Here is a 22,788-nt window from a genome sequence, read left to right on the forward strand (position 1 = left end):
GATCACTTCCCTTCCTTTTTCAATGTTGTATGAAGGGAGTTGTTGACTAATCCCGTCCGGCGTATAAGCGCCTCAACCTTTACGTCGACGTCTAATTCCGCAAACGTACGGTCCTTCCACTCCTTTTCAAGCTTCTTCCATGCTTTTGGATCGGTACGGTGCACGACTTCGTCAAACCCAAAAATGTCCGATTTGTTTTTTTGCGCTTGCTGAATGGCTTTTTCGATTTCGCTCTTGATTTCTTTCTCAAGCTCCTTTTCAATCTTTTTGATGACGTGCGGATCCGTCAGATCTACCGGCACTTTGACTTCCGCAATATCTCCTTCAGCTCGCGTTGAAACCACTATTTTAGGCTTTCCTTTTGTGAGCGTCGCAGAGACCTTCGTTTTTTGACGCATCACTTTATAGGCAATGGCTTTTTTCTCTTTTTCCCAGCTCATGCTCACTGTTGTAGTTTTGATTTTATCCAGTGTCCACAGCGTTCCTCGCGCTGTTTCCCCTTCTATCCAGTCAATCAGCTTCCCTTCCTTAAACATGGCCAATCCATCCGCTTCAGGAGCCGCTTCCAGTTCCGATGACTGAACGTTGTTCATCGTTTTCCCCTGCATAGGATCCCCTTTTAATGTGAAACCAGGCAGAACCGGTTCTTTCCCCGTAGAAGTGACTTGAGTAATTAACTCATGAACATTGACACGTAAGTTTTCACCTAGAGATTTTTCTGTCGCATCCAGCGTTTTTACAATTTTTATCGCAGGTACTCGATCCGTCCCCGTCAATGTTGTGAGTAGATCTTTCGCTTTTGTCTCCTTCGCGATGACGACTATCGTCGTCGTCCGGAATTCAATGTCGCGGTCAAGCTCATCCAGGATGGGCGGGAGCCCTTTTTTTTTTGCCAGTTCATCGCTAATAACGACCAGATCGGTATGGGCGTAATAAGGCGTTCGGGAGAGTTTTTTGGTGACAAGGGCGTCCATATCACTCAAGTTTTCTCCCACGGTCGAATATACAATAACGGGTGGAGAGGATGACCCACCACCTCCGCCTTGAAGTCCACTGGTGATGTTCCCTGGATTAATGACTTGTACGGTCGCTTCATAGTTTCCCTCCTCAGTTAGATCAAGGGAATAGGCGGAGATAAAGGCCAGATCGGTTAACTCTCTTTTGCTCCAGCATCCAGAAAGGAAACACACGCTTATGATCACCAAAAAAAGAAATATCCCTTTACGATTCATGCGTGTTCCCTTCTTTCTTGTCGGTCATGATCATCTCACGAGAGATCGGAGGCTGCGGTTTCTGGTTTTCGCCTTGACGGATAATATTGTCCCCAGCGACCATCCGTGATCTTTCGTTCATTGCCCATAAAGGTCTTCGAAAAAACGTCTCTTTGAAATTGGACGGGTAAAATGGGGCAAACGGGCTCATATACGGAACCCCGAATGAACGCAAGCTGCACAAATGAACAATCATCAGAAAGAACGCGAGAATTAAGCCGAAAAAGCCAAATGTGGCCGCGCTGATGATAAAGGCAAAGCGAATCAAACGAGCTGAAATGGCCATCGCATAAGCGGGTGTCGCAAAACTGGCGATGGCGGTAATGGAGACGACAATGACCATGGCCGGCGATACAATCCCCGCTTGCACAGCCGCTTGTCCGATGACGAGAGCCCCTACGATCGAGACTGTCGACCCGATCGCTTTTGGCAGACGGAGCCCCGCTTCACGTAAAATTTCAAAGGTTAATTCCATAATAAGCGCTTCGACAACGGCCGGAAACGGCACGGCTTCCCGTTGGGCCGCAATAATAAAGACCAGTTGGGTCGGGATCATCTCTTGATGGAACGTCGTTGCCGCTACGTAAAGTGCAGGTCCCGTAAGAGAAATAAAGAAAGCAAGGACGCGTATATAGCGGAGGCCATTGGCGATATCAAAACGGCTGCCGTAATCTTCAATAGTCTGGAAAAATTCAACAAAAAGAGCGGGAACAAGAAGCACAAACGGCGTCCCGTTAATAAAAATCGCGATCCTTCCTTCCAGAAGATTGCCCGCCACCATATCGGGCCTTTCCGTGTTTTCAATCGTTGGGAAGGGCGTCATGGTCTGATCTTCAATCAATTGTTCGACATAGCCGGATTCAAGGATGCCGTCAATGTCAATTCTATTTAATCGTGTACGGACTTCTTGCACGATGTCCTCTTTCGCTATGCCTTTTAGGTACATAATGGAAACGTCTGTTTTCGTCACTTGTCCGATTGTCATCGATTCTACCCATAAATCCGGGCTTTTAATAATCCGGCGAACCATGGCGAGGTTGGTTTCATTGGTTTCCGTAAATCCTTCTTTGGATCCACGGATCGAAATATGCGTCGTCGGCTCTTGAATGGATCGTTTTTCTCCGCCCTGTGTGCCAACTGTCAGGGCTTCATCGATTCCATCAATCAAAATGATCGTATTGCCCGCCATTAAGGAGTCGATGACTTCCACTTGGTTACGCATCGATTGAACTTGACCGAGGGGAATGACTTTATCAGCGATCAGATCCATCATGTCTTGGAGAGTAAGTTTTTCCTGTAAAGGGTTGCTCTTCATCATCGACTCAATGAAGAAATCGTCCACGGCTCGACTGTCCACGAGTCCTTTCACAAAAAGAACCGCTGCGTCTATTTTCGCCTGATAGCCGATGTTAATTTTTCGAATCACAATATCCGGGCTGTTTCCTGTTATTCGTTTGATGTCCTCCAGATTTTTGGAGAGAGAAAAGTCGATCGTGACAGAAGACTTCTGTGCATAGATCTCTTCTTTTGGCTGTTGTGGATTGCTTCTGTTTTTCTTTTGCTTAAAGAATGAAAGCATCGTATTAACTTACCTTTCTTTCTGTTTTCATCCATTTTGTCCGAGTGCTTCCTCGGTTATACATATTGGCTGTTTAAACAGGTAAAGAAAGGACACACTATGTGTCATGGAGCGTGATATAAATGAAAAACCTTACCATTGCGATGTTTATACTAATTTGTTTAATTCTTTTTATGTTCGGTATAGATAAAATGATGGGCCTTAGTATGAGGGATGCAATACGAAATGTAACGAATCCTTTTTACGTCATGCATCTAGCGGAAATGATGGTGTTTTGTGTGCTGATTGTAATGCTGTTCGTACGTCCTTTTCTTGATTTTCGTAATAAAAGAAAGGGAAATAAATGAAAAAAGGAACAGATGTGATCTGTTCCCTGAACGGTTCTTTAGTCAGTATGTAGAGAAAATAAGCATACCACCAACAGCTCCTGTTACAACAACTATCCATGGCGGCAGTTTCCAGTAAGCGAGCATACTGAACAAGGTCGCAGCAAGAGCGAAGTCAATCGGTTCTATAATCGAGCTTGTCCATATAGGTGTGTAAAACGCTGAAAGCAAAATACCGACGACAGCCGCATTGACACCTGTAAGCGCCCCTTGAATTTTCGGGTTGTGACGAAGCCCATTCCAGAACGGAAGAGTTCCGACAATGAGTAAGAATGCCGGCAAGAAAATCGCAAATGTTGCCAGCAAGCCGCCTTGCCAGCCGTTTACAACTGTACCGATGTAAGCTGCAAAGGTAAACAATGGACCGGGCATAGCCTGTGCTGCTCCGTAACCGACTAGAAATTCTTCTGCATGTAACCAGCCAGTTGGCACAAATTCGCGCTCAAGAAGCGGCAAGACGACGTGGCCTCCGCCAAAGACGAGTGCACCGGCACGGTAAAAGCTATCAAACATGGCAATCCAGTTTACTGATGTTATTTCACGCAAAATTGGAAGTGCAATAAGCAGTCCAAAAAAGAGAGCGAGACAAAATGTACCGAATCGGCGTGATACAGGAAATGAGAAGGATGCGGATTTGTCTGGCACGTACTCCTTATATAGAAGAAACCCGATGACACCAGCTAATATAATGATACCAACTTGTGTAAACACCGTTTGCCAAAGTAATGTAATCGTGAGTGAAGCAATCGCAATCGCTTTTCGTTGAAGGTCAGGTGCTAATTTTTGCGCCATGCCAAGAATGGCGTGAGCGACGACCGCAACAGCGACAATTTTTAACCCGTGAATCCATCCGGCATCTCTAATGTTAAGCCCTTGCAATATGAGAGCAAAGATAATTAATGCAATGACTGACGGCATGGTAAAACCGATAAATGCCATAATCCCGCCAATGACGCCCCCGCGCATAACCCCAATTCCAATCCCAACCTGACTGCTGGCAGGTCCAGGTAAAAACTGACAGAGTGCCACTAAATCAGCATAGCTTTTCTCATCCATCCATTTGCGTTTTCGCACATACTCCGCATGAAAATAACCTAAATGCGCAACAGGTCCACCGAATGACGTCAAACCAAGTTTTATTGATACAGTCAAAATTTCTATTAACGTGTTGAAATCTATTTTTTTCATAATCGTCCTCTTATTCATTTAGCATCGAATATCGTCATTGATTTTAACATTCGTTTCTGATGTAATTCAATCGATGCACTAGATCTTTACAGAACATTAATAGAACGGTTACAAAATAGAGCAAAATGGCCACTATCGTCGTCTTTATGAAGAGCCGTTCGGAAATTTGTAATAATTGATAAAGCCTTTCCTGCTATGATAAGGGAAAGGTTTTTAAAATTGGATGGGGAAAATAACAAGAAATTGGATGGCCCTTTTTTGACAATCTTTTCTATGATAAAGGATGAGGGTATGGCGGTTAAGTGGATGGCGGTACCACTGTTTGTGTTCCTTGTGTCTCATACTGTGAGGGCGTAGAAGCTTGTTACATTCATGCCGCTGTTTTTAAGCTCAGCGGCAACGGGTATAATGAACTAAGGGATGTTTTTATGATCGAGGGAGCCAGACTCGCTGTCGTTATCATGGGCAGCATATTTGTCACACTTTTTGTCAGTGACCGGCTTGTTAGAAAAGAGGAACGCTAATGGAATGGATCATAATAAAGGAAAGGAAGATAAAAAATGAGTATAGCTATTGCCATAATAATAATTATTTTAGCTGCTTCACTATTCGGTACATTTTTGGTAACGAGACGGGAAGAGGCGAAATACGGGGAATCAACGAAGCGTAATACTGTTAATTTATCGATTATTTATTTGATCATGTTTGTCGTATTCACAGTTGGGACAATTTGGTTTATCGTTACGGCTATTTCATAAAAGAAGGTGACCATATGGAATGGAGACCGGATCGGACTGCGAAAAAAGCAGTGTATAAGCAAATTGCCGATTATATTGAACAAGGCATTTCCACCGGTCTGTTTTCACCGGAAAGTGTACTGCCGTCAGAACGTCTTCTGGCGAAAGAGATCGGTGTGAACCGGAGTACAGTCGTCGCGGCGTATGATGAACTGCAGTCGCTCGGCGTTGTCGAGCGGAAAAAAGGGAGCGGTACCTGCATCAGCACCAATATTTGGGGGATATCACATAAGCGTATTCCAAACTGGGGCCGGTACATGGAAGACGGCTCTTTTTTGCCGAATTTGCCGCTTGTCCAACGCATTCGTACCGAAAATCAGAATCGGCATCTGATTAACTTGTCAAGTGGTGAATTATCGCCTAGTCTATTGCCAAGTGAACAATTTAAAACGATGATGGCAGAAATCCCGTTTCTCGGTCACCTAGGCTACGACCATCAACAAGGAAATGTGTCACTGCGGGAAACGATTGCGGAGCATGTGAAAAAATATAAAAACATTCACACGTCACCGTCGTCGATCTTAATTACATCCGGAGCACAGCAGGCACTTCATCTCATTATTCAATGCTTGCTTAAATCAGGTGATACGATTGCAATTGAAGATCCGTCTTATTGCTATTCATTGCCGGTTTTTAAATCTGCCGGATTAAATACGTTATTGTTGCCTATGGACCGGCATGGCATTAACCCGGACGATGTTATCGCACTCCACAAAAAGCATCGCATTCGCATGCTCTTTTTAAATCCGGACTATCAAAATCCGACGGGTGCGAAAATGAGTATGGCGCGCCGAAAAAAAATTCTCGAAATCTCAACCGAACTTGGTATTCCGATCATTGAAGATGATCCGTATTCATTAACATCTTTTAATGGAAAAGTAAGTAATACGCTGAAAGCGATGGATGAAAACGGAAATGTGCTTTATATTAGTTCTTTATCAAAAATTGTTGCCTCGGGACTGCGAATTGGCTGGGTAATCGGGCCGAAAAACGTCATCGAGCGTCTTGCTGATGCAAAACAACAGGTTGATTTTGGCCACAGTATTTTTCCGCAATGGGCTGCGAATGAATTTTTGAAATCATCGTCATTTGATGAGCATGTTGATATGATTCGCAAAGAATTAAAGGAACGACGAGATGAAATTGTCAAAAGTTTTGATCGCTATTTAAAAGAAGAGGTGGATTATTTTATTCCAGAAGGCGGCATTCACATCTGGTGTCGGCCGAAAAAATTAGTCAGCGAAAATCAGCTTCTGGAAGAATCAATGAAACGTGGCGTTTCATTCGTGCCAGGCAGTGTCTTTGGTTCACAAAAAGGCTATATTCGTTTTACATTTGGAAGGGAAGAAACGAGTGTTATAAATGAAGGAATAGCGAGATTTGCAGAAGCACTTCGCTATTGTCAACAAAATGATAAATCGCCGGCCACATAATATATGGCCGGCGATTTATCATTTTTCGCAAGGAATGGCCTCTTTACTTAATTTTAATATATATAATTTTCTTCTTTTTATTTACAGAATCGAATGAATCAAGTAATATATTTTAAACAAACAGTCAATAAAGGGTGATTTAAGTGATGATACATTCATTGAATGAAATTAGTTATGTGAAAGACGTATTTGAAATATGTGGACAATGGGAAATTATGGTTGGGAAAAAGAAGATCAAGTTTCGTTTGAAAAAAGATGTTGATCAAAAATATGTGTTTGAAACGGATCATATTTATTACTTAAATCGTGAACAATTTGCCAAAGAACGCATGAAATTCAATCGATTCGATACAGAAGAAGAGGCAAAGGAACAGATTATGCACTATTTTGAAAATGAACTTGCTTCAGCGACACAAGGGTTCTGGATTAAAAATCGATTGTACTAAATAAAAGCTAAGATAGGGCTGTCCCAAAAGTTAGTGAATAACTGACCCCGGGGACAGCCCTATCTTTTTTGCATTAAAAGGTTGAATTCCATTAAAGAGTCCTGAATGTTTTCAATTGGACCGGGATATTGCTTTATAATTGGATGGTTCCTTTTTTGAAATAAAAATTATGATAGAAAGAAGAAATTAATTATTTCAATTTCCTAGAAAGGAAGTTAGAGAAAATGATTCAATCACGAAAAGCACTGGAAAAGATTCAACCGTATTCACCGGGGAAACCAATATGGGAAGTACAAGAAGAACTTGGACTTGACCGTGTTATTAAAATAGCATCGAATGAGAATCCGCTCGGTCCTTCGAGTAAAGCGGTTGAAGCGATTATGCAGGAGCTTGTAACGTTGAATCGCTACCCGGATGCGGACGCCGTGCGTTTAAAACAGTCCATTGCGGAAAAACTGAATGTCGCTGCGTCCCAGTTAATCATTACAAACGGAGCGGACGAACTGATCACGCTCTTATCGGAAACATTTCTTGAAAATGGCGATGAAATTATCGTGCCGTCTCCATCTTTTAGTGAATACGATTTTGGTGCTCATTTAATGGGGGCAAACGTAGTTCTTGCAAAACTAGAACTAGATTTTGAATATGATATTAACGTAATTTTAGATGCGGTAACGGACCGGACGAAAATCGTTTATCTTTGTTCACCGAATAATCCAACCGGTACCTATTTACCGAAGAATCAGTTCGAACAGCTTTTAAATAAATTGCCTGATCATATACTCGTTGTGTTTGACGGGGCATACTCGCATTATGCCGCGGCCGATGATTACACAGATGGAATCGAATACATTGCATCTGGTTATCCGGTTATTGTTTTACAGACGTTTTCGAAAATTTACGGGCTTGCCGGTGTAAGAGTCGGTTTTGGTGTAGCCCGAGCAGATATTATTCAGCGAATTTTAAAAGTGAAAGAACCGTTTAACGTTAATGCTCTTGCACAGGCAGCGGCAACGGCCGCAATCAATGATGATGAGCATGTACGAAACTCGCAAATAGTGAACGAAAAAGGGCGCATACAATTGTATGAAGCATTAGAAAAAATGAACGTCGGTTATAGTAAAAGTATGAGCAATTTCGTGCTCGTCCAAATAGGTCCTGCTGCGAAAGAGTTTTATGAGAAGCTGCTCGCAAAAGGGATCATTGTCCGGTATGGGGCAATCTGGGGGCTGCCTGAATATATTCGCGTTTCAGTCGGTACACTCGAAGAAAATGCCGAATTTATAAAAGAAATGGCTGCCATTTTGAATGAAGAGAGAACGGTAGTATGAAGGTAAAAGTAGCTGTTGTACAAGCGGCATCTGTCATTATGGACGGGGAAGCGTCAACGCAAAAAGCGATTGATTTAACGATAGAAGCTGCTGAAAAAGGGGCGAAAATTGTCGTGTTCCCTGAAGCATTTATTCCCGCTTATCCACGCGGTCTTTCATTCGGTACGAAAATAGGCAGCCGTTCCGTTGAAGGTAGGCAAGATTGGCTTCGCTATTTAGAAAATTCGATTCCGGTCCCTGGTAAAGCGACTGATCGGCTTGGTGGAGCAGCGCAAAAAGCGGGCGTTTACTTAATGATTGGTGTCATTGAACGGGACCAGGAAACGAGTGGAGGGACACTGTACTGCACGGTTTTATTTTTCGGACCGGACGGAACATTGCTAGGAAAACATCGGAAGCTGAAGCCAACTGCTGCGGAGCGAATCGTCTGGGGAGAAGGCGATGGAAGCACTTTGCCTGTTTTCGATACACCGTATGGAAAAATGGGTGCGCTCATTTGCTGGGAAAATTATATGCCGCTTGCACGGGCAGCGATGTATGCAAAAGGTGTGCAAATTTATATTGCACCGACAGCGGATTCGAGAGATCTATGGCAGTCAACGATTCGTCACATTGCTGCGGAAGGACGCTGTTTTGTTCTATCATGCAATCAATATGTGACGAAAGATATGTATCCGACTGATCTCGTCTGCTACGATGAACTCGCTTCGTCTCCCGATGAAATGTGTACAGGTGGAAGCGCGATTGTGGGTCCTCTTGGTGAATATATAGCAGAACCTGTTTATGGACGTGAAGATATTATCATAGCAGATATAAATTTGCAGGACATTGCACTTAGCCAGTTTGACTTTGATGTCACGGGCCACTACTCAAGACCGGATGTGTTTCAACTGACGGTAAATGAAGAGAAGCAAGAAAATGTGAAATGGAATAAATAACTTCTGCACGTAATAGAATAAGAAGACCGCGACAATCAAAATAAGTCGTGGTCTTTTTTGCATGGAGGCTAATCCGTCATATCAATCAAATTTAATGTTTGCATGGCTTTTTTTTTGTAATTAACAAGATGGATGTAGTATGATAAGACTTGTAGAAGATGGAAAGAGTCATCCAATTAACGATGGAGATTTTCCGTTTACTAACTGTTAAGGAGTGATTGATTTGGCTATTGTCCTTCAGAAAGGGCAAAGAATTGATTTGACAAAAGGCAATCCAGGACTGGAAAAAATCATGGTTGGTCTTGGTTGGGATCCCGTACAGAAAAAAGCGGGCGGATTACGAGGTATGTTTAGCGGCGGCGGTGGTTCAAGTTTTGATATTGACGCTTCGGTTATTATGCTTCAAAATGACAAATTTGCAGGTAAAGAAAATCTCATTTACTTCGGTAATTTAAAAAGCAGCTGTGGAAGTATTGTACATACAGGTGATAACTTAACAGGCGATGGTGACGGGGATGATGAACAAATCTTAATCGAGTTGAAAAAGATCCCGGCTTCTGTTAATAAACTTGTATTCGTTGTAAATATTTATGATTGCAAAGCACGTAAACAGGATTTTGGCATGGTTAAAAATGCTTTTATTCGTGTCGTGAACTCTACTAGTAAAGAAGAGTTGCTTAAATTCAGTTTATCAGAAGATTATTCAGGTTCAACAAGCTTGCTTGTTGCTGAAATTTATCGAAATGGTGCAGATTGGAAATTTGCGGCAGTTGGTACTGGAACACAAGACGCAGGATTGAGTGAAATCGTTCAAAAATTTGCTTAAATCAAAATAAATAATCAGAAAGAAGGGTTTTTTACATGGCAATTTCATTGAGCAAAGGTCAAAAAGTCGATTTAACGAAAAGTAATCCTGGTTTATCAAAAATTACAGTCGGTCTTGGCTGGGATACGAATAAGTATGATGGCGGTAAATCGTTTGACCTTGATTCATCTATATTTCTTTTAAATGCAGCCGGAAAATGTGAAAGTGAAAAAGACTTTGTTTTCTTTAATAATCTTGAGGGCGGCAATGGTTCTGTTGTTCACAAAGGTGATAACTTGACAGGCGAAGGCGATGGAGACGACGAGCAAGTGAAAATCAATCTTTCTGACGTGCCGCAATCGATTGAAAAAATTGCGTTCACGATCACGATTCATGAAGCGGAAGAGCGGAGCCAGAACTTTGGACAAGTATCGAATAGCTTTGTGCGTATCGTAAGTGACGACAGCAAGGAAGAACTGATCCGTTATGATCTTGGAGAAGATTTCTCGATTGAAACAGCAGTCGTTGTAGGCGAGTTGTACAGACATAATGGCGAGTGGAAGTTCAGTGCAATTGGAAGCGGATACCAAGGCGGATTAGCATCACTCGTCAACGATTACGGCTTGCAAGCTTAATCACGCATACCACACACTTGGGAGTGATTTCACTGTGTCGATTAAATTGTCAAAAGGGCAAAAAATTGATTTAACGAAAACGAACCCTGGTCTCGTTAAAGGGGTCATCGGTCTCGGATGGGATACGAATAAATATTCAGGAGGTCAGGCATTTGACCTTGATGCGTCGGCATTTCTCGTTGACGCAAACAACCGCTGTCAGAATGACCATGATTTTATTTTTTATAACAACCTTCAACATCCGAGTGGAGCTGTTGTGCATACAGGGGATAACCGGACAGGGGAAGGTGACGGGGATGATGAGCAGCTCGTTGTCGACTTTTCTACAATACCTTCTTATGTACAGCGAATTGGTATTGCAGTTACCATTCATGATGCGGAATTACGCAGTCAAAATTTTGGGCAAGTGTCGAATGCGTTCGTCCGACTTGCGGATGAAGCAACAGGACAGGAATTACTTCGCTTCGATTTAGGAGAAGATTTTTCAATTGAAACAGCTGTTGTGTTTTGTGAATTGTACAAGCACGGGAACGACTGGAAATTCAGTGCAGTAGGCAGTGGTTTTTCCGGCGGACTCATGTCGCTTTGCCAAAATTATGGTTTGGAAGTGTAATTCAACATGCCAATAAAAGGTTTTAATCCTTTTATTGGTTTTTTTGCTAAGAGAAGAAATAGAGATTAATTAAGGTATTATGGATACATACGCTTCCTTTCATAGATCCAAGGTAAACGGGCTGAATAAGAAGTAGTTGATAAAAAAAGAAAGAAGGAGACGTCTCCTTCTTTCTTTTTTACAAAAATGAAAAAGTTGATGTAAGAAGGTGTTGAATTTGAAGTATTTTCATCATTTACCGGCGTTTCAGTTAGAAGGATTTTTTTATCAAAAACCAAAAATGATTCATAAGCATTCACCGAAACACATGCTTGCTTACGGTCTCGGACCGGTTTTATACATGCCAGCAACAAGAGTTGATATTGCTGAATTAATTATTAGTAATAAATTTAAAGAGCTTTCGACAGTTGTTATTTGTCTGGAAGATGCTGTTGGAGATCTGGAAGTAGAAAGGGCAGAAGATCAGCTTGTTTCACATATGGAAATAATTTCTGAAGCTTTGAATGAAGGACGTTTGACAGATGATAGAATGCCGCTTATTTTTATTCGAGTAAGAAGTGCACATCAAATGGCTCAATTGGCGGTTCGTCTGCATGGCTCATTATTATCGTTGACGGGTTTCGTCTTTCCGAAGTTTTCTTCAGCAAACGCAGAAGATTTTCTTTCTACGCTGCAGTCCATTATTGAAGAGTCAGGGACTATTTTATACGGGATGCCTATTTTAGAGTCGCCCGAAGTCCTTTATAAGGAAAAGCGTGTAGAAGAATTGCTTCAGTTAAAAGAAACCGCCGCTCTTTATAAAGACCTTATATTGAATATTCGGATTGGTGCTACGGATTTGTGCGGATTGTACGGGATCAGAAGAAATAGTCAGACAACCGTATATGAAATTTCGCTCATAAATGAACTCATTACTGATATCGTGAATATATTCGGACGGGAACCAAACGGGTTTGTCATATCGGGTCCTGTATGGGAGCATTTTTCGGCAAATAGCCGAATTTTGAAGCCACAACTACGTCAGACACCATTTTTCAAACAGCTCGGTTCGGAAGGGATTCTTCTGAGAAAAGAATTAATTCGTAAAAACTTCGACGGGTTAATACAAGAAACGCTGCTTGATAAAGCAAATGGATTAGTCGGGAAAACCATTATTCACCCAACACATCTTTTACCTGTACAAGCATTGCATGTTGTGACGAAAGAAGAATATGTGGACGCGTTAAGTATTGTAAGACAAGCGAACGGTGAAAAGGGCGTATTTAAAAGTGAGTTTCAAAACAAAATGAATGAAATAAAGCCGCATTTAAAGTGGGCACAAAAAACGTTAGTAAAGTCAGATATATACGGGGTGTTTCATGAAAACCACACATTCATCGATTTATTATCCGAACCAGTATACACATAACATTAATGGCTCTTTGGAAGTAGATATACGAATAGAAGCGAATCCATATAATCTCCCGGTAGAATCACTATATGAAATGGCGGCAAGAATTAATAAAAAGCGATCTTTTTTATTTGTCAGTAAAGTACTGGGAAAACACATTCCGTTGCATCCATGCATCCCTTTTATTTCGTCGGCGTTGCTTGCATCGATTTATTACGAAGAAAAAACGAGTCAAACGCTGGCTGAAAAAGAGCAGCTTATTGAAGCGTTGAAAGACGGATCAAAGGAGCGTGTGGAAGCGGCTTATTGCGTCGCAAAAGAGCTCAGCTTTGCACTGAACGAACCGGTTGTGTTCATCGGATTTGCAGAAACAGCGACAGCGCTCGGTCACGGTGTGTTTGATTGCTTTACGAAAGCATCTTATATTCATTCCACGCGAGAGCGGATTGTTGATCAAGAAGTGACTCTTTATTTTGAAGAAGAGCATTCGCATGCGACAGACCAGCTTTGTTATGCACCTGAAGAAATGTTCGATCATGACAAGCCCATTTGCCTGGTGGATGATGAAATCACAACAGGGAAAACGGCTTTGAACATTATATCATCGATTCAAAAAAAATATCCGCGCAAAGAGTACACGGTGCTATCTCTTCTCGATTGGCGGACGAAAGAGGATCGGCAGCGTTTAAAGGATTTTGAGGACATGTGGGGAATTCAGATTAAAACGTATTCTTTATTGTCCGGTACGATTCAAGTGAAAGGCACACCTGATGTGGAGGAACAGGTTGACGCTGATGAACAAATACCTCTTGAAAAGATAAATGACCATTCGATTCATCTTCGCGATATTTCGTCTCCTATTGCGCATTATCCATATTCATCTGTTGATTCACACGGCACGAAAAACGATACACCGTATTCAGCATTAACAGGAAGGTTTGGATTGTCTTCAAAACATAGACAGTCTATTGAAGACTATTGTCGTCAAGTAGGTCAGTATTTAAAAACAAAAAGAGTAGGAAAGAAAACGCTCTGTCTCGGAACAGGGGAGTTTATGCACTTACCGATGAAAGCTTCCGTTTATATGGGAGACGGCATATCGTACCATTCGACAACGAGAAGCCCGATCTTTCCGTTAAATAACGATAGATATCCGATCAAAAACAGGCTCGTATTTGAAAGTCCGGATGATCCAGGTATTGTTCAATATGCGTATAACATCTTAGATTCGCAATATGACGAAGTATTTCTCTTTTTTGAACGGACAGTGAGTAAAGAAAGAAGACAGTCGCTCTTGCGTCAGTTTTATCATGTGCCGCACATTCACGTGGTTGATTTCATTTGAAAGGGGATTTTCGATGATTAAACACGACATGCAAATGGTCACAGGAAGTTATTCATCAGAAGATGTCGTCTTTTTATTAAAAGATTTATCAGATGCACGCCTTGAAAAAAAGACAGATGAGCGGGAACGAGCCATTCAACAAGGTGTGCATTATTCAGAGATGCTTCCTGTTGAATACGAGCCGACAAAAGACTATTTGACGTTATTTCACGATTCACTTAATACGTATAAACAAAAAGTGGCGGTGGCGGTTGGAACGGTTTCTGAACTTATTATTGAAAAAAAAGGACGAGACATTGTTCTCGTTTCTCTTGCTAGAGCAGGTACGCCGATTGGTATTTTGATGAAGCGATATATAAAAAAAACGTTTGGTTTTTCGCTACCTCATTACAGCGTATCGATTATTCGAGGACGCGGTATAGATGAAAATGCATTGCTTTATATACTTCATCATCATCCAGGTAAACGGCTCGTGTTTATTGATGGATGGACGGGAAAAGGTGCTATTACAAAAGAATTAACGCAATCCACTCATAAATTCGAAAAAAAACATGGAATAAAATTGGATGATGAACTAGCTGTACTGGCTGATCCTGGCTATTGCTCTTCTTTATATGGTACGAGAGAAGATTTTCTTATTCCAAATGCATGTTTAAATTCGACAGTTTCGGGGCTTGTCAGTCGGACGGTCTTAAATGACCAGTGGATGAACGAAACAGATTTCCACGGGGCGAAAGTATATAAAGAACTGCAAGATGAAGATGTATCGATTCATTATATTGATGCTATCACAGATGAATTTGAATCAGCTGCATCTCTCATTCAAGAGGCAGTAAAAACGGTTAAAACAAGCGACCGCTCTCCAACTTGGGAAGGACTCAAGTCCGTTAACATGATTCAAAATAAATATGGACTAGACGATATCAATTTGATTAAGCCAGGCGTAGGAGAGACGACACGTGTTCTATTGCGCCGTATGCCATGGAAAATACTTGTGAAAAATCGGCAAGATCCACGCTTGAAACATATTTTTCAATTAACAAAAGAACGGGGTGTCCCGGTGGAGGAATTTACGGAAATGACTTATACATGCTGCGGATTAATCAAGCCATTGGAGCAAGACCGATGATTTTTGCAAGCGACTTAGATCGCACACTCATTTATTCGAGCAAGTTTTTCGATCCGAAACAAACAGAACTGTCTGTTCGTAATGTTGAAGTATATAATGGGAGAGAGATCTCTTTTATGACAGAAAAAGCGATTCAGCTTTTAAAAGAACTGTCAGAGCAAATGATGTTTATTCCTGTGACGACGAGAACAGTCGAACAGTATAGCCGAATTTCACTTTTCCGAGAAGAGATTCGGCCAGCATATGCGATTACGTGTAACGGCGGCGTCGTGTTGAAAGATGGGAAAGTAGATCGTTATTGGGAAGAGTTTGTTCAAACAAAAATTAATGACAGCCATACGTCTTTAGAAGATGTAAAGAGAAAAATAGAAAAAACGGCAGATCCTGTGTGGCTGGATTCTATTCAAGTGGTGGACCACTTTTTTATCTATTTACTTATTAAACCTGAACTTGCTCCAGCAGAACTGATGAATGAATATTCGGAGTGGGCAGCGGAGCGCGGCTGGTTCTTTTCCTTACAAGGAAGAAAAGTATATTTTATCCCAGGCTTTGTGAACAAATGGGACGCAGTGAACTATCTTTCGGAAAAAGAGGGAAAGAAAACGGTATTTACAGCAGGAGATTCTAACCTTGATGTCTGTTTGGTCGAAAAAGCGGTATTTGGCTTAATTCCAAAACACGGTGAGGCAGCCGCAAGGAACGCTCATCTGCCATTGACGCAAACAGAAGGCATGATCGCAGCAGAGGAAATTATTGAAACGATGCTGTCCAAAAGACTGTAATCTAACCTTAAATCCCGTTCATCACACCAGCTCACACTCCTTACTTTTTTATAAAGATGACTAAAGGAGAGAGCGCAGTTGAAGAGAAAATCGATCATCATGCCAATTGATGAAACCAATTGGATCGATGAACTCGGCCGGTCGATTATAGATCGGCCCGGATATAAAAAAGAAACGGATGACATGCAATACAGTCAGATAGCTGCACGTATACTCGGTGCCGGCTTTGATGAAACAGCTTATATGAGTACGCTTTATTTCATCAGCCAGCAGCCGCATGTGTATATATTGTCCGAAACACTTGATAAATCGATGCCGCCCGACCGGTTTCAATCTGTCCAGCGCATCTATCATATTATCCAAAACGAACCAAGTCTTTCAGTGAACCGCTTTGTCGCTTTTTTGGACGGAGAGCGCCTGCTTCCTAAATACGCAAAAAATCCTGAATTTAACCGGCTTGTTCGTTCGGCGCTCATAGACGTATTGCAGCTTTTTCAATCTAATCATTCAGGGGCATTTGGCCATCCTGAATTTAGACGCGTGTTTCTTGATTTGATCAAATGGACGTGGAACCATTTGGATCAATGGATGAAGGAACTGGATGTGGAACAAGATATCCCTCATGTTGTCTGGTATGGGGATGCGAGCAAAAGCCAAGTATATTTTCTTTATTATTTGCTTCTTTTAGGAATGGACGTTGTACTCATTCATCCAGAAGGAAAGGACGATTTCAAAGAGATCGATCCGGAAAATAAACATACGCTCGTCGTACAGTATCCTTCAAAGATGAAGATACAGCCTTTTCCAAAAGAGGAACCGAAGCAGCAAGGAACCGTTGCGTATCGCGCGTCGAAAGAAATTGAACAAGTGTTAAACCATGAAGGATCCTCATTTTATAAACCGTGGCAATTTCGAGATTACTTACCGGTTTCTGTAACATTAAAGACGACTTACGATGAAATTTTTTTGTTAGCAAAAGAGCCTTCATTTATTCGACCGGGGTTTTCTGTACAAGATGGAGAAGTGAAACTTCCTGCATTGTTTGCTAAAGTGTCAGGCGTTTCCAAAAATCGAAAAGAATACTGGGAAAATATGCAGCGGTTGCGCACTCAAAAAAGTACGCTAACGATCAAACAATTGCCTTATATGAAAGAAAAAAAGGCGAACAATCAATTTCATTACCAGCATGCGCTTAGCGAAAGAAACCGTCTTGATCCGGAAAAAATGGTAAAAAGCAACTGGTGGCAATATGGTCATCTGCATGATGGATTGCAAAAAGGCATTGCATCGGCTATCTCTCGGATGTGTGAAGATCCAAAAATGGAGAAATCACCAGGAGAAACAGACGAAGATGTTCAGCTGTTTTTATTTACACATTCGATGTCGATGCCAGAGGAAATCCTGCAATTATTGCAGACATTTGATTACTCTCAGGAAGTACCGAAATTGATTTTATATAATAATGAAAAAAACGGTCAGTTGTCCAGAGCAGATGCCGCTTTACTTTTATTATTAAATGAATTTGGTCTTGATCTTATTTTGTACAACCCGCCAGGCTTGAATGATCTGGAATTATTTATTAATAAAAAATACTTTGATCATCATTTGCTTGAAGATATGGTATTTGATATGCCTTTTGATCACTATAAAAAAGAAAGCTCTATTTTAAGCGGCTTCATTTCTAAATTTTTAAATGGGAGGAAATGAGTGAGATGCAGGACATGAGAGAAAATGAACTGGAAGTATTAACAGAAAATAAAGCAGAAGACATGCGCCTTCAACTTCGTAATGAACCGGAAGTAATGGACTTAGCCCGCTCTATTGATATACGAAATCAAACAGGACTGCTTGAATTTGGAAAAGAACCAGCCGTAGAAATTTCTCAATTTTCCGATCGGATTTTGGCATCCATGCGTTCAACAAGCGTGACAGATTCAGGGACTTTATTAAAACAACTTGGAAAAACAATGGACCAATTTGACAAAAATGATTTTGCGGAGCCGAAAGGATTTCTAGGCAAACTGTTTAATCGCGGCGAAAAAATGATTGAAAAAATATTTGGTAAATATCAGACACTGGGTCGAGATATTGAAAAAATTCATATTGAAATCTCTAAGTACAAAGATGAGATGATCCGTTCGACAAACAATATGGATGAAATGTATCAGCAAAACTATCAGTATTACATGGCGCTTGAAAAATATGTGGTAGCCGGACAAATAAAAGTGGAAGAATTGAAAAGTCATCTACCTAGTTTAGAAAAGAGGTCGGCAGCCGGTGATCAGCTGGCACAAATGGAACTTGATACGCTGAACAACGCTGTTCAATCGCTTGAAGAACGAGTGTATGACCTTGAAATGGCTAGAATGGTCGCCCTGCAGACAGCGCCACAAATTCGTCTATTGCAGCGTGGGAATACGAAATTGATTGGGAAAATCAACTCTGCTTTCATTACAACGATTCCGATTTTTAAAAATGGTATCATTCAAGCAGTTGCAGCGAAGCGCCAAAAGCTTGTAGCGGATTCTATGAGCGAATTAGACAAACGTACAAATGAAATGTTGCTGCGAAATTCGCAAAACATTGCGAACCAGAGTACTGAAATCGCCCGCCTTGCTGGTGGACCGAGCATCAAAATTGAAACTATTGAAGAGAGCTGGAACACAATTGTAAAAGGGCTCGATGAAACGAGAGCGATTGAAGAAGAAAATAAAAAAGCACGAGAAGATGGCATGAAGCGGATTGCTCAGCTGCAAGACACGATGAAAAACTACGGAAAATAATTGAAGCGGACTTTGCCGTTTCACTAGAACGTGCGGAGGTGAAGGAAATGGTCAAAACAGTCATGGTAGAAGGCGCACGGACACCGATCGGTAAATTCGGCGGTGCGCTTTCCACCTTAACCGCATCACAGCTCGGCGGCATGGCCATGAAAGAAGCAATGAAGCGCGCGGGCGTAAAGCCGGAAGAACTGGATGAAATCATTTTTGGAAATGTTCTTCAAGCAGGACAGGGGCAAATTCCATCACGGCAGGCAGCACGTGAAGCAGGCATTCCGTGGGATATTAAAACGGAAACGGTGAATAAAGTATGTGCATCCGGTCTTCGCAGCGTGACGATGGCCGATCAAATCATTCGTGCGGGCGACGAGGAAGTGATCTTGGCAGGTGGCATGGAATCAATGTCAAACGTACCATATGCGGTATTTAAAGCAAGATGGGGTACACGAATGGGCGATACGCCAATGGTCGATTTAATGATTTATGACGGATTGTCATGCAGTTTTACCGGCGTTCATATGGGGACATATGGAGATAGAGCGGCAGAAGAGCTTGGATTGACACGTGAAGAGCAGGATAAGTGGGCGATACGCAGTCATGGGCGAGCGGTTGCAGCAATTGAAAGCGGAACAATGGCAGAAGAAATCGTTGCGGTTGCAGTGCCGCAGCGAAAAGGACATTCTGTTGTTGTCGATACAGATGAATCACCGCGCAAAGAGACAACGAAAGACGTGCTTGAAAAATTACGTCCGGCATTCGGCAATAACGGCACCATCACAGCTGGGAATGCACCGGGTATTAATGACGGGGCAGCGGCACTCGTGTTAATGAGTGATGAGCGGGCTGAAAAAGAAGGAAAAAACGTTCTTGCGACAGTGATTGGCCATGCGGAAATAGCGGTCGAAGCGGAAAAATTCCCGCAAACGCCGGGACTCGTTATTAATGAGCTATTAAAGAAAACAGGCAAATCGGTCGATGACATTGAATTATTTGAAATCAATGAAGCATTCGCGGCTGTCGTGCTTGCCAGCAATAAAATTACGGGCATTGATCCTGAAAAGGTGAATGTAAATGGCGGTGCCGTTGCGTTCGGTCACCCGATCGGGGCAAGTGGTACGCGTATTATTTTAACGTTAGCATACGAACTACGCCGCCGCGGCGGAGGCATCGGGATTGCAGCAATTTGCTCCGGCAGTGGGCAAGGCGATGCGATTATGATTGAAGTGAAGAAATAAAAAAGGACTCGCCTAATAAGTGGCGAGTCCTTTTTTTGTCAGTTAGAAACGACTGTAAAACGCTCATTTATATGTTTCGGATGTTCAATTTCATCAAGAACGGCAATTGCATAGTCGGCGTAGCTAATATAACTTTGTCCTTCTGCGTTCACAAGAAGATGGTCTTTCCCTGATTGGTAAGAACCTGTTCTTTTGCCTTCTGGATCAAAAAAGGCAGATGGACTAATAAACGTCCATTGGATCCCTTCTGACTTTTGCAGATCAAGCAGATTAACTCCTTGGTTTTGAGCCGTTGGCAAGTATTCTTTAGGGAAATCAGGCGTTTCGAGTACGCGTATTGTTTTGGCTTCGTCTACAAATAAGCTGCCCGCACCACCAACGACGACTAATTTCGTATCAGCTGCTTCTTTTAATACATCGATTAATTTTTGTCCTGCTTCAACGTGTAAGTGTTCTTGTCCAGCAGGTGCACCAAATGCATTCACGACCACATCAAATGATTGAACATCCGCCGTAGTTAAGTTGAAAATGTCTTTTTCAATTACATTTACATTGGTATCTGTTATTTTTGCAGCGCTGCGGACGATGGCTGTGACGTCATGACCGCGTTCTTTTGCTTCTTTCAAAACAAGGTTTCCTGCTTTTCCTGTTGCACCAATAATTGCGATTTTCATAAAATAGTTCCCCCTCTAATGTAACTAATTTTGTTACATTTAATATGTAACTATTATAGTTACATTAGAAGTTGTTTGTCAACTCATTTGACAGATATTTTAAATGTAACTAAAATAATGACAAATGGTGGTGGAGAACAATGATGAATAGTCGTCTCGCCGTGGCGATTCACATAATGGTACTTGTTGCATCTAATTCACGTGAGCTGCTTTCATCAGACATGATTGCTAGCAGTGTGAATACGAATCCGGTTGTCATTCGGCGAATGAGCGGCATGTTGAAAAAAGCGGGATTGCTTACGTCGAGGGCAGGAATTACTGGATCAGAATTAACGAAAGACCCTGCTGACATTTCGTTACTCGATATTTTTAAAGCAGTAGAGCCGAAAGATGAATTGTTTGCGGTGCATGAAAAAACGAATCCGAATTGCGAAGTTGGAAAAAATATTCAATCAACGCTTGATGTGACTTTTGATCGTGTGCAGCAGGCAATGGAAAACGAATTAGCGAATCAATCGCTAAAAGATGTGATGAACCATCTCTTTAATTGAGGTGGTTTTTTAGCTTGCCTTAACGGCAGTAAAATCCTATTGAATGAAGTTTCACTTTATAATAGGATCAAGGGCTAAGAGCGCGACGTTCTGTCGCAACACCTCTGTTAGCATATCCGATGAGTCACAAAACATGCCGCTCATAAAGGTCATCACGCCACTTTTGATGGAGCTGAATTAAAAAAAGAAGGGGCAGTCACAAAATATGGCTTTTGTGACTGCCCCTTCTTTTATTTTTTACGTACAAAGAAAGAAGGAAAGTCGCCACTTGTTTCATAAAAACAAGTAAATATTTAAAAAGTTACATAAAACCATACAAAACCACAACAATAACTTAACTATTCGTTAATATTTCATTAATAATCACAAGATACAATGAAATCACAATCAAAACCATATAAAAGGAGCTTGAAGAATGAAAAAACGCGTGTGGTTTTCCGTGCTTTCTAGTTTATTATTCGTATCAGCTTGTTCAGGAGAAAAAAGTGTTCCGACGGATGCACAAAGCGGAGTTTCGGGCGATTTAACCGTGTATACGGCGGTGGAAGAAGAATTGATCCCTGATTATATGGCTTCTTTTGAAGAGAAGTATCCAGGGGTGGATGTTAAAATCGTTCGCGATTCGACAGGTATTATGACGGCTAAGCTTCTCGCGGAAGGGGAAAACACAAGTGCGGATGTTGTATGGGGTCTTGCAGCGTCAAGTTTGCTGGCATTGGATCAAAAAGACATGCTAAAAGAATACACGCCAGCAGGTGCGGAAAACATTAAACCGGCTTTTAAAGACAAAAATGAACCCCTTAAATGGACAGGCAACACGGCATTTATGACGGGGATTGCTGTGAATACGGAAGAATTGAAAAAGCTGAATGTGCCGGTGCCAAAAACATATGAAGATTTACTGAAGCCAGAATATAAAGGGCTCATTGTCATGCCTCACCCGGCGTCAAGCGGAACCGGCTATTTAACAGTTAATGGATGGCTGCAGATGATGGGCGAAAAAGCAGGCTGGACTTACATGGACAAGCTTCATAAAAATATCGGTACATACACGCATTCAGGATCAAAACCGGCAAAAATGGCGGCGGCGGGTGAATATCCGATCGGAATTTCACTTGTATATACAGCTGTTCAAATGAAAGAAGACGGCGCGCCGGTTGAAGTGATCCTGCCGGAAGAAGGACTCGGTTGGGAAGTGGAAGCTAATGCGTTAATCAATAAAAAGGATACTGGTAATGAAGAAGCGGCGCAAGCCTTTTTGGACTGGGCCATCGAAGAAGATGTGATGAAGAAATATTTTGACGCAAATGGATTTACGACAATGGACACTGATTTTGAGCTGCCGGCATCATTCCCGAAAGATGTAGAAGAAAAGATGTATAAGGAAAATGACTTGTACTGGGCGGCGGAAAACCGGGATACGATTTTAACAGAATGGGAATCAAAATATGGAACGAAAGCCGAACCGAAAGAATAAAGG

Annotated in this window: 22 protein-coding genes; 18 read left to right on the plus strand and 4 right to left on the minus strand. The window is 41.8% G+C overall.

The features are described from left to right. Positions 1 to 2: 2 nt before the first annotated feature. The gene (locus A3M5_RS0118630) at positions 3 to 1,232 is read right to left on the minus strand and encodes a Ger(x)C family spore germination protein (RefSeq protein WP_018395291.1); all 1,230 of its coding nucleotides are present in this window, start codon (positions 1,230 to 1,232) and stop codon (positions 3 to 5) included. Further along, positions 1,222 to 2,850, minus strand: coding sequence for a spore germination protein (locus A3M5_RS0118635; protein ID WP_018395292.1), 1,629 nt, complete (start codon positions 2,848 to 2,850; stop codon positions 1,222 to 1,224). Before A3M5_RS0118635 ends, A3M5_RS0118630 begins: the two co-directional genes overlap by 11 nt. A 122-nt stretch (positions 2,851 to 2,972) precedes the next feature. Between A3M5_RS0118635 and A3M5_RS26905 the strand changes: the two genes are divergently transcribed. After that, positions 2,973 to 3,197 carry a YczF family membrane protein gene (locus A3M5_RS26905; protein ID WP_018395293.1) on the plus strand — a complete coding sequence of 75 codons (225 nt, stop codon included), beginning with the start codon at positions 2,973 to 2,975 and terminating at the stop codon, positions 3,195 to 3,197. Between the two features lie 42 nt (positions 3,198 to 3,239). Here A3M5_RS26905 and A3M5_RS0118645 read toward each other — a convergent pair whose 3' ends face one another. Next, positions 3,240 to 4,424 (minus strand): chromate transporter, encoded by a 1,185-nt coding sequence (locus tag A3M5_RS0118645; RefSeq protein WP_018395294.1) that lies wholly within the window; start codon positions 4,422 to 4,424, stop codon positions 3,240 to 3,242. A gap of 560 nt (positions 4,425 to 4,984) precedes the next feature. Here A3M5_RS0118645 and A3M5_RS0118655 point away from each other — a divergent pair. The 15 genes from A3M5_RS0118655 to A3M5_RS0118725 all read left to right on the plus strand — a co-directional run bounded on the left by A3M5_RS0118655 (position 4,985) and on the right by A3M5_RS0118725 (position 20,083). After that, positions 4,985 to 5,182, plus strand: a complete 198-nt coding sequence (locus tag A3M5_RS0118655) for a hypothetical protein (protein ID WP_018395296.1) — start codon at positions 4,985 to 4,987, stop codon at positions 5,180 to 5,182. Between the two features lie 14 nt (positions 5,183 to 5,196). Further along, a complete protein-coding gene (pdxR, locus tag A3M5_RS0118660) occupies positions 5,197 to 6,654 on the plus strand; it encodes a MocR-like pyridoxine biosynthesis transcription factor PdxR (RefSeq protein ID WP_018395297.1) in 1,458 nt (485 codons plus the stop codon). 146 nt (positions 6,655 to 6,800) lie between these two features. Continuing rightward, on the plus strand, positions 6,801 to 7,100 hold the full coding sequence (locus A3M5_RS0118665; protein ID WP_018395298.1) for a hypothetical protein: 300 nt from the start codon (positions 6,801 to 6,803) through the stop codon (positions 7,098 to 7,100). Between the two features lie 224 nt (positions 7,101 to 7,324). Beyond that, on the plus strand, positions 7,325 to 8,431 hold the full coding sequence (gene hisC / locus A3M5_RS0118670; protein ID WP_018395299.1) for a histidinol-phosphate transaminase: 1,107 nt from the start codon (positions 7,325 to 7,327) through the stop codon (positions 8,429 to 8,431). Beyond that, complete coding sequence (locus A3M5_RS0118675; RefSeq protein ID WP_018395300.1) at positions 8,428 to 9,369, plus strand: carbon-nitrogen hydrolase family protein; 942 nt, start codon at positions 8,428 to 8,430, stop codon at positions 9,367 to 9,369. Before hisC ends, A3M5_RS0118675 begins: the two co-directional genes overlap by 4 nt. Positions 9,370 to 9,592: 223 nt before the next feature. Beyond that, a complete protein-coding gene (locus A3M5_RS0118680; protein WP_018395301.1) occupies positions 9,593 to 10,195 on the plus strand; it encodes a TerD family protein in 603 nt (200 codons plus the stop codon). A 35-nt stretch (positions 10,196 to 10,230) separates the two neighbouring features. Further along, positions 10,231 to 10,809 carry a TerD family protein gene (locus A3M5_RS0118685; RefSeq protein ID WP_018395302.1) on the plus strand — a complete coding sequence of 193 codons (579 nt, stop codon included), beginning with the start codon at positions 10,231 to 10,233 and terminating at the stop codon, positions 10,807 to 10,809. A gap of 34 nt (positions 10,810 to 10,843) precedes the next feature. Continuing rightward, complete coding sequence (locus A3M5_RS0118690; protein WP_018395303.1) at positions 10,844 to 11,422, plus strand: TerD family protein; 579 nt, start codon at positions 10,844 to 10,846, stop codon at positions 11,420 to 11,422. Positions 11,423 to 11,639: 217 nt separating this feature from the next. Then, positions 11,640 to 12,830, plus strand: coding sequence for an HpcH/HpaI aldolase/citrate lyase family protein (locus A3M5_RS0118695; protein ID WP_018395304.1), 1,191 nt, complete (start codon positions 11,640 to 11,642; stop codon positions 12,828 to 12,830). Beyond that, positions 12,781 to 14,157: a phosphoribosyltransferase family protein gene (locus tag A3M5_RS0118700; RefSeq protein ID WP_018395305.1), complete on the plus strand. Its 1,377-nt coding sequence runs from the start codon at positions 12,781 to 12,783 to the stop codon at positions 14,155 to 14,157. Before A3M5_RS0118695 ends, A3M5_RS0118700 begins: the two co-directional genes overlap by 50 nt. A 13-nt stretch (positions 14,158 to 14,170) precedes the next feature. Further along, positions 14,171 to 15,286, plus strand: a complete 1,116-nt coding sequence (locus A3M5_RS0118705; RefSeq protein ID WP_018395306.1) for a cysteine protease StiP family protein — start codon at positions 14,171 to 14,173, stop codon at positions 15,284 to 15,286. Further along, positions 15,283 to 16,068 carry an HAD family hydrolase gene (locus A3M5_RS0118710; RefSeq protein WP_018395307.1) on the plus strand — a complete coding sequence of 262 codons (786 nt, stop codon included), beginning with the start codon at positions 15,283 to 15,285 and terminating at the stop codon, positions 16,066 to 16,068. Before A3M5_RS0118705 ends, A3M5_RS0118710 begins: the two co-directional genes overlap by 4 nt. 78 nt (positions 16,069 to 16,146) lie before the next feature. After that, positions 16,147 to 17,775 (plus strand): YceG family protein, encoded by a 1,629-nt coding sequence (locus tag A3M5_RS0118715; protein WP_018395308.1) that lies wholly within the window; start codon positions 16,147 to 16,149, stop codon positions 17,773 to 17,775. Between the two features lie 5 nt (positions 17,776 to 17,780). Then, the gene (locus A3M5_RS0118720; protein WP_018395309.1) at positions 17,781 to 18,851 is read left to right on the plus strand and encodes a toxic anion resistance protein; all 1,071 of its coding nucleotides are present in this window, start codon (positions 17,781 to 17,783) and stop codon (positions 18,849 to 18,851) included. A gap of 47 nt (positions 18,852 to 18,898) precedes the next feature. Then, positions 18,899 to 20,083, plus strand: coding sequence for an acetyl-CoA C-acetyltransferase (locus tag A3M5_RS0118725; protein ID WP_018395310.1), 1,185 nt, complete (start codon positions 18,899 to 18,901; stop codon positions 20,081 to 20,083). A gap of 38 nt (positions 20,084 to 20,121) precedes the next feature. Here the strand turns inward: A3M5_RS0118725 and A3M5_RS0118730 are convergent, their stop codons facing one another. Further along, positions 20,122 to 20,757: an NAD(P)-dependent oxidoreductase gene (locus A3M5_RS0118730; RefSeq protein WP_018395311.1), complete on the minus strand. Its 636-nt coding sequence runs from the start codon at positions 20,755 to 20,757 to the stop codon at positions 20,122 to 20,124. Between the two features lie 140 nt (positions 20,758 to 20,897). Here A3M5_RS0118730 and A3M5_RS0118735 point away from each other — a divergent pair, with 140 nt between their 5' ends. After that, complete coding sequence (locus A3M5_RS0118735) at positions 20,898 to 21,308, plus strand: Rrf2 family transcriptional regulator (protein WP_018395312.1); 411 nt, start codon at positions 20,898 to 20,900, stop codon at positions 21,306 to 21,308. 415 nt (positions 21,309 to 21,723) lie between these two features. Continuing rightward, positions 21,724 to 22,785 carry a putative 2-aminoethylphosphonate ABC transporter substrate-binding protein gene (locus tag A3M5_RS0118740; RefSeq protein WP_018395313.1) on the plus strand — a complete coding sequence of 354 codons (1,062 nt, stop codon included), beginning with the start codon at positions 21,724 to 21,726 and terminating at the stop codon, positions 22,783 to 22,785. Positions 22,786 to 22,788: the final 3 nt, after the last annotated feature.

Origin of the sequence: Bacillus sp. 37MA (assembly GCF_000372765.1) — a bacterium.
Lineage (GTDB): Bacteria > Bacillota > Bacilli > Bacillales > Domibacillaceae > Domibacillus > Domibacillus aminovorans.